This is a genomic window from Kineothrix sp. IPX-CK, from assembly GCF_039134705.1.
GTDB classification, from domain to species: domain Bacteria; phylum Bacillota; class Clostridia; order Lachnospirales; family Lachnospiraceae; genus Kineothrix; species Kineothrix sedimenti.
Map to the genome: position 1 here is coordinate 1,954,941 of NZ_CP146256.1, position 16,522 is coordinate 1,971,462.

General features: G+C 43.2%; 14 protein-coding genes, 1 tRNA gene and 1 riboswitch. Of the genes, 12 read left to right on the top strand and 3 right to left on the bottom strand.

Translation table 11 applies throughout. The annotated features are described in order from the left end of the window. The first annotated feature begins 91 nt into the window (after window positions 1-91). Both V6984_RS09520 and V6984_RS09525 read left to right on the top strand, forming a co-directional pair. Window positions 92-352: a hypothetical protein gene (locus V6984_RS09520; protein ID WP_342759545.1), complete on the top strand. Its 261-nt coding sequence runs from the start codon at window positions 92-94 to the stop codon at window positions 350-352. 173 nt (window positions 353-525) lie between these two features. After that, the gene (locus V6984_RS09525; protein ID WP_342759546.1) at window positions 526-1,707 is read left to right on the top strand and encodes a site-specific integrase; all 1,182 of its coding nucleotides are present in this window, start codon (window positions 526-528) and stop codon (window positions 1,705-1,707) included. Between the two features lie 78 nt (window positions 1,708-1,785). On the opposite strand, the gene V6984_RS09530 is transcribed toward V6984_RS09525, so the two are convergent. Next, window positions 1,786-1,858, bottom strand: a tRNA-Thr gene (locus V6984_RS09530). A 170-nt stretch (window positions 1,859-2,028) separates the two neighbouring features. On the opposite strand from V6984_RS09530, the gene V6984_RS09535 reads away from it, so the two are divergent. Beyond that, window positions 2,029-2,559 (top strand): gamma carbonic anhydrase family protein, encoded by a 531-nt coding sequence (locus V6984_RS09535; protein ID WP_342759547.1) that lies wholly within the window; start codon window positions 2,029-2,031, stop codon window positions 2,557-2,559. Between the two features lie 3 nt (window positions 2,560-2,562). Further along, complete coding sequence (locus tag V6984_RS09540) at window positions 2,563-2,841, top strand: zinc ribbon domain-containing protein (RefSeq protein WP_342759548.1); 279 nt, start codon at window positions 2,563-2,565, stop codon at window positions 2,839-2,841. Between the two features lie 156 nt (window positions 2,842-2,997). Here the strand turns inward: V6984_RS09540 and V6984_RS09545 are convergent, their stop codons facing one another. Then, a complete protein-coding gene (locus V6984_RS09545) occupies window positions 2,998-5,709 on the bottom strand; it encodes a transglycosylase domain-containing protein (protein ID WP_342759549.1) in 2,712 nt (903 codons plus the stop codon). A 163-nt stretch (window positions 5,710-5,872) separates the two neighbouring features. On the opposite strand from V6984_RS09545, the gene V6984_RS09550 reads away from it, so the two are divergent. From V6984_RS09550 to V6984_RS09560, 3 genes are all read left to right on the top strand, one after another. After that, entirely contained in the window at window positions 5,873-6,559 is a 687-nt protein-coding gene (locus V6984_RS09550) for a YigZ family protein (RefSeq protein ID WP_342759550.1), read from the top strand. Between the two features lie 176 nt (window positions 6,560-6,735). After that, a complete protein-coding gene (gene mgtE, locus V6984_RS09555; protein WP_342759551.1) occupies window positions 6,736-8,088 on the top strand; it encodes a magnesium transporter in 1,353 nt (450 codons plus the stop codon). Between the two features lie 45 nt (window positions 8,089-8,133). Next, window positions 8,134-8,958, top strand: a complete 825-nt coding sequence (locus tag V6984_RS09560; protein ID WP_342759552.1) for a YhfC family intramembrane metalloprotease — start codon at window positions 8,134-8,136, stop codon at window positions 8,956-8,958. A gap of 74 nt (window positions 8,959-9,032) precedes the next feature. On the opposite strand, the gene typA is transcribed toward V6984_RS09560, so the two are convergent. Further along, a complete protein-coding gene (typA, locus tag V6984_RS09565) occupies window positions 9,033-10,862 on the bottom strand; it encodes a translational GTPase TypA (protein WP_342759553.1) in 1,830 nt (609 codons plus the stop codon). A gap of 279 nt (window positions 10,863-11,141) precedes the next feature. On the opposite strand from typA, the gene V6984_RS09570 reads away from it, so the two are divergent. The 5 genes from V6984_RS09570 (at window position 11,142) to V6984_RS09590 (ending at window position 16,486) form a co-directional block, all read left to right on the top strand. Continuing rightward, entirely contained in the window at window positions 11,142-11,771 is a 630-nt protein-coding gene (locus V6984_RS09570) for a single-stranded DNA-binding protein (RefSeq protein ID WP_342759554.1), read from the top strand. A gap of 100 nt (window positions 11,772-11,871) precedes the next feature. After that, window positions 11,872-12,372: a cob(I)yrinic acid a,c-diamide adenosyltransferase gene (locus V6984_RS09575; protein ID WP_342759555.1), complete on the top strand. Its 501-nt coding sequence runs from the start codon at window positions 11,872-11,874 to the stop codon at window positions 12,370-12,372. Between the two features lie 95 nt (window positions 12,373-12,467). Continuing rightward, window positions 12,468-12,641: riboswitch (Lysine riboswitch) on the top strand. A 170-nt stretch (window positions 12,642-12,811) separates the two neighbouring features. Then, window positions 12,812-13,696: a 4-hydroxy-tetrahydrodipicolinate synthase gene (gene dapA, locus V6984_RS09580; protein ID WP_342759556.1), complete on the top strand. Its 885-nt coding sequence runs from the start codon at window positions 12,812-12,814 to the stop codon at window positions 13,694-13,696. A gap of 17 nt (window positions 13,697-13,713) precedes the next feature. After that, entirely contained in the window at window positions 13,714-14,469 is a 756-nt protein-coding gene (dapB, locus tag V6984_RS09585; RefSeq protein ID WP_342759557.1) for a 4-hydroxy-tetrahydrodipicolinate reductase, read from the top strand. A gap of 58 nt (window positions 14,470-14,527) precedes the next feature. After that, entirely contained in the window at window positions 14,528-16,486 is a 1,959-nt protein-coding gene (locus V6984_RS09590) for a fructose-1,6-bisphosphatase (RefSeq protein WP_342759558.1), read from the top strand. Window positions 16,487-16,522: the final 36 nt, after the last annotated feature.

A 16,522-nucleotide genomic window follows, 5' to 3' on the forward strand; every position in this document is an offset into this window, starting at 1 on the left:
TAACCAAAAAATTACCAGTAACCAAAAAATTTTGGAAGAGATTTATGCCGGAAAACGACACAATTTGCTATAGAAAGTTGGGTGATAAAATATGGCAAAAGTACAAATTAGAACAGTGATAGAAGGGAATATTGATAAATTTGATGCCTTCAAAGCGTTGTGTGAAGAAGTTGGATTGAAAATGTTGACACAGGATAATCTCGGAGATTATAAAGTTAAAGATGGAATTTTGTATCGTTATGTTGACGGATCTTATCATGGAAGTTCCTTAATTAAAGAAGAGATTGTAAGTAAAGATTATAGATTGGTAGCTTTGTTTGAGAGTTTGTTGACGATAAAGAGTTTGTTATAAAAATAAAAAGGCTAGGATATTACACTCCTAGTCTTTTATGAAATAAATACGAAAGGCGATGATTAATAATAAATAGCGCTTCAAATATAGAAAGTCTGTCTTTTTCAGATAAATCAGTTTTGCAATTTATGATAAATCAGTATAAAATAAATCTTGACGATGTGCAAAACAATATGAATGATTTGAAAAAACAGGAAATGTTAAAACAACACCCATATAAAATTTGGGAGGCCGGTGACGGTAGAGTAAAGACTTATATTTATGATGAAAGTAAAAGCAATAAAAGGAGGATTGTTGCCAAGAAAACGAAAAATGAGCTGGAAGAGTATCTTATTTCAGAATATGAAAAGTATAATCAAAACAATACAGAAGTAGGGCATCTATTTAAAGAGTGGATTGCCTATGCGTTATCGGAGAAAGATATCGAGAAGAATTCTGCTGATAGATATTACAATGATTACGATAAGTTTATTGTTAATACAGAATTTGCGTCAATGGACATAAGGAATGTTACTTCACATGACGTAATTTCTTTTCTAAAAGATACAATAAATCGTGATGACAAAATAACTAGAAAAGCTTTCAGCAATTTAAAAACAGTTTTAAATGGACTTTTTAGTTATGCAAAATCAGAAAGAAATCTTGAATGTATCTCAATGACATATACATTAAAGGATTTCAAGGTATCTGATAAAAAGTTCAAGAAAAATATAGTTAAGGATGCGCAGCAGGTATTCAATGAAGATGAAGCTATTAAAATAGCAAACTTCATTATCGCAAACTATAAAACTATTAGGGAATTAGGAGTTTTATTTTCTCTTCTTACGGGACTTCGAGTAGGGGAGTTGTGTACCCTCAAATATTCTGATTGCGAACAAGACATACTATATATTCAAAGAACAGAAGTTAAATATAAGAATGCGGATGGGAAGACCGTTTATGATGTAAGGGAATTTCCCAAAACTGAATGCAGTATGAATGGTATAGAACTTTCCAATTCGGCTATTGATGTTTTTGGCTTAATCAAGCGAATCAACATGTCTAATGGTATAAAAAGCGATTATGTATTCTTTGATGAAGAGTATGGGAGATTAAAATCTTATTTCTTTAATAAAGAATTGAAGAAGATATGCAATAACCTAAACATACCATTTCGATCTATGCACAAGCTAAGAAAGACATATGCGTCCTATTTATTAGCAAATGGTGTTGATGAAAAGATTGCACAGGCACAGTTAAGACATAAGGACAGTACAACAACCCATAAATATTATGAGTTTTCCATTAGAAATAAAAGTTATATAAAAGGGGTTATAAACAAAAACGATCTGTTATCAAAAGTCAATATTTTGTAATCAACTGTAATCATTAAGTTTGATACAAAAAATCTGAAAACCTCCACAATTTCAAGGCTTTCAGACCATTATAAGACAAGCTGATGACGAGAATCGAACTCGTGACCTCCTCACTACCAATGAGGTGCGCTACCGACTGTGCCACATCAGCAATACCGAAGGCTATTGTATCATCTGAAGATAATTTTGTCAACGTGAAAATCCACCTTTTATTATAAAAAATATCGGTAAATTTTTTCGGCCGGCAGTAAGAGGAATAACATGCTGAAAGTGAGCAGGTTAGTATTGAAAAGAACAGCGGAATCGTAGTAAAATAAGAATATGCTAAAAAGAGAAAAGAGGATTGTAATGAAGGACGCAAAGATTCACGATAGCGTTTTTATCGCCGATGGTGCGGTTGTACTTGGCGATATAACCGTTGGGGAAGGCTCCAGTATTTGGTTTAATTCCACCGTCAGAGCGGATAGGGATTGGATTGTAATCGAAAGCGGAAGCAATATACAAGATAATGCCGTAGTACATGTGGAAACCGGATTCCCGGTACACATAGGAAGGAACGTAACAGTTGGCCATGGCGCTATCGTGCATGGATGCACGGTGGAAGATAATACACTGATTGGTATGGGTGCCATTATTTTGAATGGGGCCAGAATAGGAAAGAATTGTATTATCGGGGCTGGAGCTTTAGTGCCGCAGAATATGGTTGTTCCAGACAATTCCCTGATCATAGGATGTCCGGGGAAGATATTGCGCAAGGTGACGGAGGAGGAAGTACAGACTAATTTGCATAATGCGGCAGAATATGTAGAAGAAGGAAGAACCTATAAAAACGACAAAAATAAGGAGGATTAAGGAATGGATTTTTTTGAAAAAGTAGGAGAGACGGTTGTAACAGCGGGAAAGGATGTAGCGGATAAAGCGAAGGATTTTGCAGAGATCGCCAATCTGAGAAGCCAGATCAATGCTTGTGAAGAGGTAATTAAGAAAAACTACACGGAAATCGGCAGACTGTATTATGAACAGTTTAAAGAAGCGGAGTACAATGAATTCGCAGAGCAGTGTACGGCTATTTCCAATGCGAAAAATGGAGTAGAAGCTCTGGAAAAGAAAATACGCGATATTAAAGGCGTATAAAAAGAGCACAGAAAGACCTATATAATAGTAATAGGAAATTATACATAAAGTTTTTAAAGGAAACATATAAAGAAAGCACCTTACGTAGTCAAATAGACCAATGTAAGATGCTTTCCTTTTTATTTATAGGTTTTATTCATTAATTTTTACAGTTTATTATTGCTGTGGCTGTTCTGCCGTCTGCTGTTGTTCCGCCGCCTGCTGTGCAGCCTCTTGCTGCGCCGCCAGAGCTGCTTGCTGGGCAGCAATGTTACGCTGCTGTATTTCGCTTCGCTGCTGCTCTATAATGGCCTCGTAGCCGGGAGTAGCAAAGAATTCGGCATTGTGGGGACAGAGATTAGTCTGGTTAGCCGGTACGGTCACCGTGGATACGCTTCCGTCGGGATTCGTTACCTGTGCAGTAGTAGCCGAACCGCTTTGTAAGGACACATCCTCTATAGGAGTGAGCTCCAGAACGCCTTCCACCTTAAACGGACAGAATTCGGTAGCCGGTAAGGAGCTGTACTGGCAGATAGAGCCCTGGTAGTGAACATTGCAGCTTTCCGTGGGAACTGTGCCTTCTGCAAAATATTCTGTGGTCAAGGTAGCATCGCATAATCCCGGTATCGGCAATTTGCCGGATTTAGAACATACGGTTGCGGTTACGATGCCTGCGGGAACAGAAAAAGCTTCATTAGGCAAATCCGTATGGATTTCTGCCATAACCGATCTCCAAAGCTTTTTGGCAAGATTCTTTTCCTCACCGGTAAGCTTGGTGTTGTTATCGAAACCAGCCCATGTGGTAGCCGTATAGTAAGGAGTATAGCCTGCGAACCATACGTCGTTGTAGTCGGAGGTCGTTCCCGTCTTTCCGGCGATCGCCATGCCGCCGAAGTTAACAGAACCGCCGGTACCTTTTGTAACAACGTCTACCATTGCATCCGTTAAGAGGAATGCGGTAGTTTCTTTAATCACCTGTTTGGTTTCAGGCTGAGTATTGTCCAAAATAACATTGCCGTCATGGTCTACCACCGTATTGTACAGTCTCGGCTTGATATAAACGCCATGATTTGCAATAGTAGCGTAGGCTGCATTCAGTTCTTCGTTCGTAACGCCTCTTGTAATACCGCCGAGAGCCAGAGACTGCACGATATCAGATTTCGTCTCGCCGCCGATGACTTCATTCTCCACAAGGCTAGTGAAGCCGAAGTTCTGCAGATAATCGAAGCCCAGACGGGGAGTGATCTGAGTCAAGGTTTTTACTGCAACGATATTCAGAGAGTCCTGAATACCTAAACGTAAAGAGCAAAGCCCGCGGTAGGCTTCGCCGTACCAGTTTCTTACGGGAGTGCCGTCCGCATAATTGAAGGGGGCATCATTTTGTATACTGGCCAGCGTTAGGCCTGCACTGTCAAGAGCCGGTGCGTAAGTAGATACGACCTTGAAAGTAGAGCCCGGCTGCCTTACCGTATCCGTAGCCCTGTTTAAAGTACGGCTTCCTTCCTTGGCACCTCGTCCGCCGACCAAAGCCACCACGACTCCGGTGCTCTGATCTTCTACGGTAAGGGACACCTGGGGCTGAGGCGTAAGATTAATCTTTTCGGCATATACTTCATCGCCTGTAACCATTACTGCTGCCTTATATTCTTCGATTGCCGCCAGCGCCTCTTCCTGAGAAGAATAAATGAGGTTGAATTTAAGGTTTGATTCCTTGAAATGTTCTTTGAACATTTCCGTGCTGTAATTCTCCATATCACCGTTCTTTTTTTCTACGGTCAGCTCGTAATTCAAATACCACTTAACATTTTCCGGATAATTCTCTGGATTGCTGAATACTTCATCGCAAATCTCCTGAATTTCAGGATCCTGCGTGGAGTAGATCTTTAAACCGCCGGAATAGAGCAGGGTATATGCCTGAGTTTCGTTGTAGCCGGCAGCCACTAAGTCTTCTAGCACATCGTCTGTCAAAGCATCCACAAAATATGTATTGACAGAAGTGTCTTCTACTTCCTTATTGGTGCTTTGGATGCGTGAATATACGTCGTCAGCCAAAGCAATATCGTATTCCGACTGATCGATATATCCCTGCTTCAGCATGTTGTTCAACACCTTTTCGCGCCTTACAGCATTCGCGTCCGGATGAGAAATGGGATTGAGACGGCTTGGATTCTGGGTAATGCTGGCAATGACCGCGCATTCGGATAAGGTCAAATTACTTACCGACTTATTGAAATAGCGCTGGGAAGCGGCCTGAACCCCGAGTGTATTCTGCCCCAAGTTAATGCTGTTCATATAATTTAAGATAATATCATCCTTAGTAGAAACCTTCTCCAGCTCCAAAGCGAGGTACTGCTCCTGAATCTTACGCTCCACCTTCTCTACGAAGCTATCCTCCGTTACCCAGTCTGTAAATACGTTATTTTTCAGAAGCTGCTGGGTGATGGTACTGGCTCCCTCCGAAAAGGTGCCTGAAGTAATGCCTATGACGCCCGCACGAATAATACCTTGGATGTCGATGCCGTTATGTTCATAGAAACGTTCGTCTTCTACCGATACGAAAGCGTGCGGCAGATATTCCGGAATCATGTCCATCGTGACCGGAATACGGTTCGAGTTTTCGGAAATCAGCTTAGAGATCTGATTGCCGTCAATATCATATACGAAAGTTGAAAAACCGGTTGGCTGCACATTGATGTTGCCAATATCAGGCGCGCTGTCAATAATTCCCCGGAAAACGCCTAGCCCTGCGCTCACCCCGATAATCGCTGCAGCAACGATAGCGATTATGATAACATTAAAAAACGTAAGTGCAAATTTTCTCCCCCACTTCGCAGATTTAGAATGGAGTGCCTTTTGTTTGTTACGGACACCCTTTTTTCCATAATTCATGAATTTTGCCTCCTTGAAGTGTGCATAATAAAGCACAACTAACATTACGATTATAACAAAGTATGGATGTTAAATAAAGTTTTTTTACCAATTAATTGCTTTATATTAAGAATTGTTCACAATTAGATACACTTTTATTCCGTTTTGTGATAGAATGTATCGAATGTTTTGGTACATTAGACAAGTATGGAGCGAAGCAGCAGTGATAGAAAAAGAACAGAGCTTTTTACCTTATAAAGTATTGAAAAAAGGCGCAAGCAGTGAGATTATAGAAAAGAAATCCAGATTTATAGCCACGCTGTCTCCGGCGGAGACAGAAGAGGAGGCAGCTGCTTTTATTGAGGAAATGAAGAAGAAATATTGGGATGCCAGGCATAACTGCTCCGCTTTTGTCCTTGGGGAAAGAGGGCAGCTTACCAGATGCAATGACGACGGAGAACCTGCCGGAACAGCAGGAAAGCCCATGCTGGAGGTGCTGCTTGCCTCAGAAATACGAAACGTAGCGGTAGTGGTTACCAGATACTTTGGCGGGACTTTGCTTGGAACGGGAGGGCTGATACGGGCATATACGCAGGCGGTTCAGGAAGGGATTAAAGCATCTGAGATCGTTACTATGCGCTACGGCACGGAGCTTTCCGTGACTACAGACTATAATGGAATAGGCAGGATTCAGTACATATTAGGGCAGAAGGGGCTTCCTGTTATGGAGGCGGAATATACGGATGCAGTGAGGCTCAAGCTTTTGGTCCCATATGAGGAAGAGGAGCAGCTTTATACGGACCTGACCGAAGCTACGGCCGGAAAAGTAAAATTAGAAAAAATTAAAAAATATTATTTTGTTACCGGTTGACAAATAAAAAGTTGCAATTATACTCAAAGTAGTGAGTTGTTCAGTTTCTAAAAAAGTTGTATCAATGCAATGTTAAGAAAGGTGGTGGTTTTTATGAAGTCGAGTATAAGTTCATCTGGTTCAGATATACCTCTCCCCGGGCGGAGCATAAAAATCACATATGGAGGAACATTGCTATGGAAGAAATCAAGGATTTAGATGTTATTGAAGAACTATTGGAAACCAAGCAGTACACAAGACTCCGCCAGAAGCTGTCAGACATTAATATTGCGGATATTGCAATCATTCTGGAGGAACTAGGAGAGGAAGAGCTGCTAAAGACCTTCCGTATTCTTCCTAAGAGCATGGCGGCGGATGTATTTTCCTATCTGGAGGTAGAAAGCCAGCAATATATTATTACATCCTTATCCGACAGAGAAGCGGCTAATATCATCAATAACCTTATGGCCGATGATGCTACGGACTTTTTGGAGGAAATGCCTGCCAATATTGTAAAAAAGCTGCTTTCCCATGCCAGTGCGGATACGAGAAGGGATATCAATCATTTGCTGCGTTATCCTGAGTCCTCTGCCGGAAGCATCATGACGGTAGAGTATGTAGACCTAAAGGAGAACATGACCGTAGAGGATGCCATACAGAGGATTCGCCAGATTGGCGTAGACAGTGAGACCATTAATATCTGCTACGTTCTGGATCCTAAGAGAACGTTAGTGGGGACGGTGGCGCTGCGCTATTTGCTGATCAGCCCGCCGGATGCGGTAATCGGGGATATTATGCATGAGAACGTCATATACCTTAATACGCTGATGGATCAGGAGGAGGTTGCGAGGCAGTTCCAGAAATACGACTTCACCTCTATGCCCGTGGCGGATAACGAGGGAAGGCTTGTAGGTATCATTACCGTCGATGACGTTGTGGATATCCTGCAGGAGGAGGCGACGGAAGATATCGAGAAGATGGCGGCTATCGTACCCAGTGACAGGCCGTATATGAAAACAGGAATTTTCGAGACCTCAAAAAAGAGAATCCCCTGGCTTTTATTATTGATGATTTCTGCGACCTTTACAGGAAGCATTATCACCTCTTTTGAGGATGCGCTCAGCGCCGTTCCGATGCTCACCGCTTTTATTCCTATGCTGATGAGTACCAGCGGAAATGCAGGAGGACAAGTAAGTGCCACGATCATCCGGGGTCTGTCCTCGAACGAAATCAGCTATCGGGATGTTTTTATAATTATATGGAAGGAATTGCGGGTAGCGATTATCTGTGGAGTTACCCTTGCGGCGGCATATTTTATCAAACTGATGCTCTTTGACAAGTCGGGAATCGACGTAGCTATAGTAATCTGTCTGACGATTATTGCAGAGGTGTCCATTGCCAAGGTGGTCGGCTGTACGCTGCCGATATTTGCCAAACGCGTGGGAATCGACCCGGCAGTTATGGCGAGTCCGTTTATCAGCACGGTGCTGGATGCGCTTTCGCTGATGATTTATTTCTCGATCGCGACACATGTGCTGCATTTGAGCTGATGGGCTTAATTATATCATAAATATATATGAGAAAGGGGGAATGAAATGATGTATGAAGTATCACAAGTTACTACGATGAATATGTGGATTACGGCGGTGGTTTCTATCTTTCTGCCGATCGTACTCCTCATTATGTGGAGAAAAAAGATGAAGGTGAGGATTGCGCCATTTTTTGTAGGAGCCCTTATCTTTATCGTATTTGCACTTGTTTTGGAGAATATCAGCCATAGCATTTTTATTATCAAGGATTCGGGTCTTTCCCGTTTTGTAAATGGAAATACATGGGCATATGTTCTCTACGGAGCGCTGGCGGCAGGAATATTTGAAGAAACGGGGCGTTTTGTCGCTTTTAAGTTTTTCATGAAGAACAATGATGATAAAGAATCGGCAGTTACTTATGGAATCGGACATGGAGGCATTGAATCCATTCTCGTGGTGGGATTTTCTATGCTAAGCTCTATTTTCCTTATTTCCACGCTGAATTCTATGGGGGGAATTGACAATTATGTGGCACTTGTTCCGGAGGAATCACAGGATGTGGTGAGAAGCAGCCTGATGAGCCTGTATACTACGGCGCCTTATGTGTATTTGCTGGGGGCGGTAGAGAGAGTAGCTACGATTGCCTTCCATATCGCTTTATCCGTTTTCGTATTTATTGCGGTAAAGCGCCCGGGAAAGTGGTACTTTTATCCGGCGGCGATTCTTCTGCACACTTTTCTTGACATATTCGCCGTTTTATATCAGAGGGGAGTGATAACGAACATAATAATTATGGAAGCGATTATCATAGTCATTACCCTCATAACATCATATTTTGCATACCGTATTTATCAAAGCGATGAGAGAGTAGAAACGACACAGACTGTATAAGCACAAAAAAAGGTGAGCGGTCACAGGCTCACCTTTTCTTCTGTAATTAGGAAACTTTTCCAATACTATTATTGTTATTGCTTCATGGAAGCACGTTTTCTCATAGTAGGATCCAAGATTTTCTTTCGGATTCTTAAGGAAGAAGGAGTGACTTCCAACAGTTCATCTGTGTCGATGAATTCCAGAGCCTGCTCCAAGCTGAGGATTTTGGGAGGCGTAAGCCTAAGGGCCTCGTCGGCGCTGGAGGAACGGGTGTTGGTAAGCTGCTTTTTCTTACATACGTTAAGTTCGATATCCTCTCCCCGGCCGTTTTGTCCGATTACCATGCCGGAGTAAACCTTCTCGCCGGGACCGATGAACAGAATACCACGCTCTTGTGCGTTGAAAAGGCCATAAGTGATCGCTTCTCCGGTTTCGAAGGCGATGAGAGAGCCTTGTTTTCTGTATTGGATATCGCCCTTATAGGGGCCGTAGCCGTTAAATACGCTGTTCATAATGCCATTTCCTTTGGTGTCGGTCATGAATTCGCCGCGGTAACCGATCAATCCCCTTGCTGGAATAGAGAATTCCAGACGGGTATAGCCTCCCGAAGCAACACCCATGGTGATAAGTTCGCCTTTTCTCTGGCTCAGTTTTTCGATAACCGTACCCGAAAATTCTTCGGGAACATCGACATATGCTAACTCCATAGGCTCCTGTTTTTTGCCGTTTTCATCGGTCTTGTACAGTACTTCTGCCTTGCTCACTGCGAATTCAAAGCCTTCACGCCGCATATTCTCTATTAATACGGATAAATGGAGCTCTCCGCGGCCGGATACCTTGAAGGCCTCTGTGGTGGAAGTTTCCTCCACGCGAAGGGAGACATCGGTGTTCAGTTCACGAAATAAGCGGTCCCGCAGATGGCGGCTGGTAATGTATTTTCCCTCTTTTCCAGCAAGAGGGGAATCGTTAACAATAAAGTGCATGGCGATGGTAGGTTCCGATATTTTCTGGAAGGCAATCGGAACAGGGGCTTCGGGAGAGCAGAGGGTATCTCCGATATGAATATCTGCAATGCCGGAGATGGCAACGATGGAGCCGATGCCAGCTTCCTTTATCTCTACCTTATTTAAGCCGTCGAATTCGTACAGCTTGCTGATTTTTACTTTTTTCATCTTATCGGGCTCGTGATGATTTACGATCACGACCTCTTGATTTATTTTGACAGTTCCGTTATCCACCTTGCCTACGCCGATCCTGCCAACGTATTCGTTGTAATCGATGGTACTGATGAGCACCTGTGTGCCTGCGTCGGGATCGCCCAGGGGCGCGGGGATGTAGTTTAGAATAGTTTCAAAAAGGGGAATCATGTCGGTACCTTTTTTATCGATGTCCATGGAGGCAATTCCCGTTTTAGCGGAAGCGAAGACGAAAGGACAGTCCAGCTGATCTTCATTAGCATCCAAGTCAATGAAAAGTTCCAAGACTTCGTCGATGACTTCCCTTGGTCTTGCTTCGGGCCTGTCGATTTTATTAATGCAGACAATAACGGGGAGCTGAAGCTCCAACGCTTTTTTCAAGACGAATTTCGTCTGGGGCATAGCGCCCTCGAAGGCGTCAACAACGAGAATAACGCCGTTTACCATTTTAAGGACACGTTCCACCTCGCCGCCGAAATCGGCGTGTCCCGGGGTGTCGATGATATTAATCTTCGTATCCTTATATGTGACTGCTGTGTTTTTGGAAAGAATAGTAATGCCGCGCTCGCGTTCGATATCGTTAGAATCCATCACGCGCTCGGCTACTGCCTGGTTTTCGCGGAAGACGCCGCTTTGTTTTAAAAGCTCATCCACCAAGGTGGTTTTACCATGGTCTACATGAGCGATAATCGCAACATTTCTTACATCGTCTCTGTTCTGTTTCATAAGTTACTCCTCAATCTAACCGGTTCTATGCGGTTTATCTACTGTGTTTTATAAACTTGTTAAGTATAGCATTGTCTTTTATAAGTTGCAAGAAATAATCGCGCAAAATCGGGGAAAAATTGAAGAAAAACCCGCATAAATGCGCGAAAGAGGCGGAGAATTTAGAACGAAGCAGGATAGTTGCGCGGTGCCTTACAGTTCTTTTTTGCCCAAAATGCGATATATTAGTATTACATTATGGGAAAAAATTCTTAAAGATGTAAGAAGGGAGAACAAAAAATGACAGATAAAGTAATTGAGAACAACCAAGTGGTGATTATGGGTGAAATTGTAAGTGATTTTACTTTCAGCCACGAAATATTCGGAGAAGGATTCTATATGGTCGATGTCCGGGTAGAAAGACTGAGCGATTCCATGGATAACATTCCGTTAATGGTATCGGAGAGGTTGATCGATGTGAATGGAGATTACAAGGGGATGTACATAGTAGTAAACGGACAGTTCCGCTCCTACAACAGGCACGAAGAAAGAAAAAACAAACTGGTGCTTTCCGTATTTGCAAGAGAAATCGAATTTGTAGACGAAATATGCGAGAATACGAAATCCAATCAGATCTATTTGGACGGTTATATTTGCAAGGAGCCTATTTATAGAAAGACTCCTCTCGGACGGGAAATCGCCGATTTATTGCTTGCAGTAAACAGACCTTATGGGAAATCGGATTACATTCCCTGCATATGCTGGGGAAGGAATGCCAGATTTGCCAACGGCTTTGAGGTAGGAGCAAGATGCGCTGTATGGGGAAGGATACAGAGCAGAGAATATATGAAGAAGCTTTCGGAGGAGCAATTGGAAAGAAGGGTTGCTTACGAAGTATCGGTAAGCAAATTAGAATTAATAGAAGATTAATAGTTGATTTTCACAAGTTTGTGTGATATTATAGGCCATACGTTGTTTATTATTGCATAAGAAAAGGTTGTATATCCAGATTTGGAGATTGGAGCCGGATATGAAAAAAGGAACAATACATATTTACAGCGGCGACGGCCATGGTAAATCGCCTGCCGCACTAGGCAGGGCTGTACAAGTGGCGTGTCACGGGAAAAGTGTGGTAATTATCCAATTTTTGAAAGGTAAAGGGTTGGAGGACTCCGTTTTTTTGAAGAGGCTGGAACCCGAAATCAAATTATTCCGTTTTGAAAAGTCGGATGAGAATTTTGCAGAGCTATCCGAAGAACAAAAGGCGGAAGAAATCGGCAATATTATGAATGGATATAATTTCGCGAAGAAGGTGCTGTCTACGGGGGAGTGCGACTTGCTTATTCTGGACGAAGTGCTTGGACTTATCGATAATAATATTATAACGGTGGAAGAACTGAAAAATCTGTTAGAGGCCAGAACGAACGAAGAGACCGATATCATTATAACCGGGATCACGCTGAATGACGATGTGTGTGCACTGGCGGATGAGGTCACCAGAATGGATACCGTTAAATTTAAAGTATGGTAAATGCAGAAATCATGCGTTACTGTGAACGGAGTGAACAGTAATGTAAAACGGGCGTTGACAGTTAAACCGTACAGTGATATGATAACTTTATAAAGTTAAGAGGTAGAGGTTGCGTATTTTATTAGTAATTTTTTGGATGTGGCAGGCACAGGAGAAGAAAAATGAAAGGAAAAGACGCCGAAAGAGCAGGATGCCGTGTAGTCTTGTGCTTGGGCATGCAGTGAATAACTGTATGACTGTCATCGATGAGATGGGGCGCTATCCGAGGTTATGGGAAATAGGGAGAGTAAGATAATAGGTACTTTTCCGGATATTTTAGTAATCATAAGCCGGCGCATTTTGTGTCGGCTTTTATGTTTTTAGAAGTTTTAACTTCTAAGGATAAACGCGCAGGGAAGCCAGACCTACCGTTATATTTTTCATTTAAGGAGGAAAAGAAATGGCTGTTTTTACGGGAGCAGGTGTTGCGATTGTCACACCATTTAAGGAAAACGGAGAGGTAAACTACGAAAAATTCGCGGAGCTTTTAGAGTTCCAGATAAAGGAAGGAACGGATGCGGTCATCGTATGCGGAACTACCGGAGAGGCATCGACTCTCACTCATGAGGAGCATTTGGACGTGATAAAATATTGCGTGGAAAAGGTGAACGGAAGAATTCCGGTTATAGCGGGAACGGGATCCAATTGTACGCAGACGGCTACCTACCTTTCTATAGAAGCGGAGAAATATGGAGTGGATGCTCTTCTTACAGTGACACCTTACTACAACAAGGCGACCCAGAAGGGACTCTTTAACCACTTCAAAGCGATTGCGGATTCCGTTAAAGTCCCGGTGATTCTTTATAACGTACCTAGCCGGACGGGATGTAATATCTTGCCGGAGACTGTGGTTAAGCTCTGCACGGAGGTAGAGAATATCGTAGGAGTAAAGGAAGCCAGCGGAAATATTTCCCAGGTGATGAAGCTGATGTCGCTTGCGGAGGGCAGGGTGGATTTGTATTCCGGCAACGATGATCAGATAGTTCCTCTTCTTGCTCTGGGCGGAAAAGGCGTTATTTCTGTTTTATCCAATGTGGCACCGAAGGAAACTCACGATATTTGCGAGAAATACTTCCAGGGAGATGTGGCAGGAAGCAGGGATTTGCAGCTTAAGGCCATCGAGCTGTGTGATGCTTTGTTCTGTGAAGTGAATCCAATCCCCGTTAAGAAAGCACTGAATCTGATGAATATGGAAGCAGGTCCTCTTCGAATGCCCTTATCGGATATGGATGAGGCAAATGTACCCAGGTTAGAAAAAGCAATGAAAAGCTTTGGCATTTTATAAGGAGAAAGGCATACGGTATGACAAAAGTAATTATGCACGGCTGTAACGGCAAGATGGGAAGGACCATTACGGAAATAATTGCCGCGGATGAAGGAATAGAAATTGTAGCAGGAGTGGATGCTTTCGATGAGGGGATCAACTCCTATCCGGTATTCTCCAGTATCGGGTTATGTGATATTGAGGCGGATGCGATTATCGATTTCAGCAACGCGAAGGCGATAGACGGACTTCTTGATTACTGTGCGCAGAGGAAAATGCCATGCGTGCTCTGCACCACGGGGCTTTCCGAGGTGCAGCTAAGCAGAATAAAGGAAGTGGCAAAGGAAACCGCAATGTTAAAATCTGCGAATATGTCCCTTGGAGTCAATATGCTTCTTAAGCTTCTGAAGGAAGCGGCAGGGATATTGGCTCCGGCGGGCTTCGATATTGAGATTGTGGAGAAGCACCACAGCTTAAAGGTGGATGCTCCCAGCGGCACAGCGCTTGCGTTGGCCGATTCCATTAACGAAGAGCTGGGGAACGAATATGAATATGTTTATGACAGAAGCACCCGCAGGGAGAAGCGTCCTCAGAAAGAAATCGGGATTTCGGCAGTGCGGGGAGGAACGATCGTGGGTGACCATGACGTAATTTTTGCGGGAACGGACGAGGTGATTACTTTTTCCCACTCCGCATATACCAAGGCGATATTTGCAAAAGGGGCGGTGCAGGCAGCTAAGTTCCTGGCAGGGAAACCGGCCGGCCTATACGACATGAGCCACGTTATCGGTTAGATAAATGTGAGAAGGGTACGGCAGCCGAGAGAAGAGAGCCGACCGGATAGAGGTTTAAATGGATAATTTAGAACTGAAATATTTGAGGAGTCTGTCGCATCAATATCCGACCATTGCGTCAGCCTCCACGGAGATTATTAATTTGCAGGCGATTCTTAATCTGCCCAAAGGAACGGAACATTTCCTGACGGATATTCACGGAGAGTATGAGCAGTTTAATCATGTGCTCAAGAACGGTTCCGGATCTGTAAAAAGAAAAATTGATGAGGAATTCGGAAATACGCTTAGCAGCAAGGACAAAAAGAGCCTTGCTACTTTGATTTATTATCCTAAAGAAAAGCTGGATATTGTATTGCAGGAAGAGGCGAATATCGAGGATTGGTATAAGATAACGCTTCATCGTCTCGTTCAGATAACGAAGCGGGTATCTTCTAAATACACCCGTTCCAAAGTGAGAAAGGCGCTGCCGAAGGACTTCGCATATATCATTGAAGAGCTGATAACAGAGAAGTCGGAAGTGCAGGACAAGGAAGCCTATTATAATGAGATTATCAACGCTATTATCCGCATAGACAGAGCGCAGGAGTTCATCGTCGCACTGGGCAACCTCATTCAGAGAATGGTCATAGACCACCTTCATATCGTAGGAGATATCTTCGACAGAGGGCCGGGCCCCCATATCATATTGGATACCTTGAGCAGATACCATTCTGTGGATATACAGTGGGGAAACCATGACATCGTATGGATGGGAGCGGCAGCCGGACATCTGGCTTGTATTGCCAACGTTATCCGCATGTCGGCACGTTATGGTAATCTGGACACCCTGGAGGAGGGGTACGGTATTAATCTCATACCCTTAGCCGCTTTCGCGCTGGAGACTTATAAAGATGTGAACTGTGACACCTTTTCCATTAAGTATAATACGGATTACAATACGAAAGATCTGAGTCTGGATATGAAGATGCACAAGGCGATTTCCATTATTCAGTTCAAATTGGAGGGAAACCTCCTTATGAGGCGTCCGGAGTTCCTCATGCAGGACAGATTGCTCTTGGACAAGATTAATTATGAGAACAAGACGGTTACCATAGACGGACAAACCTATGAGATGAGCGATGTGGAATTTCCTACAGTGAATCCTAAAAAGCCCTACGAGCTAACACCGGAGGAAGAGCAGGTTATGGAACGCCTGAGGCAGGCGTTTGTGAAGTGTGAGAAGCTTCAGGAACATGTCAGATTTTTGTTTTCTCAAGGCGGGCTATATAAGGTACATAACTCAAACCTTCTATATCACGGCTGTATGCCTATGGATGAGAACGGGAATTTCAGCGAGCTTACCATCGATGGTGTAAAGTACTGTGGAAAAGCGCTTTATGACATTTTCGATCACTATGCGAGAAAGGGATATTATTCCAGGAATAATCCTGCCGAGATGCAAAAAGGGCAGGACATCATATGGTATATTTGGGCCGGACCGACATCGCCTGTATTCGGAAAAGATAAAATGGCGACGTTTGAAAGATATTTTGTAAAGGACAAAAAAACGCATGCGGAGTTGAAGAACAGTTACTATCGTCTTCTGGATGATGAAAATACGATCAATAAGATTCTGACGGAATTTGGGCTGGATACGGAGAATTCCCATATCGTAAACGGACATGTGCCTGTGGAGCTGAAAAAAGGAGAGTCACCGATTCGCTGCAATGGTAAGCTGCTTATCATAGACGGTGGATTTTCCAAAGCATATCAGGGAAAAACCGGAATTGCAGGCTATACGTTGGTCGCCAATTCTCATGGAATGCGCTTGGTAGCCCATGAGCCATTCGAATCTACGGAGGCCGCTATATTGCATGAGTCCGATATCTTTTCAGATTCCATGATACTTGAGACGAGCAAGACGAGAATAAGCGTTGCGGATACGGATGTGGGAGCGGAGCTTAAGGAAAGTATCTATCAGTTGGAAGAGCTGTTAAAAGCATACCGGAACGGAACTATTGTCGAAAAAGCATTATAAAATTATAGGGAGACTATAAGTCCCCCTATTTTGAAC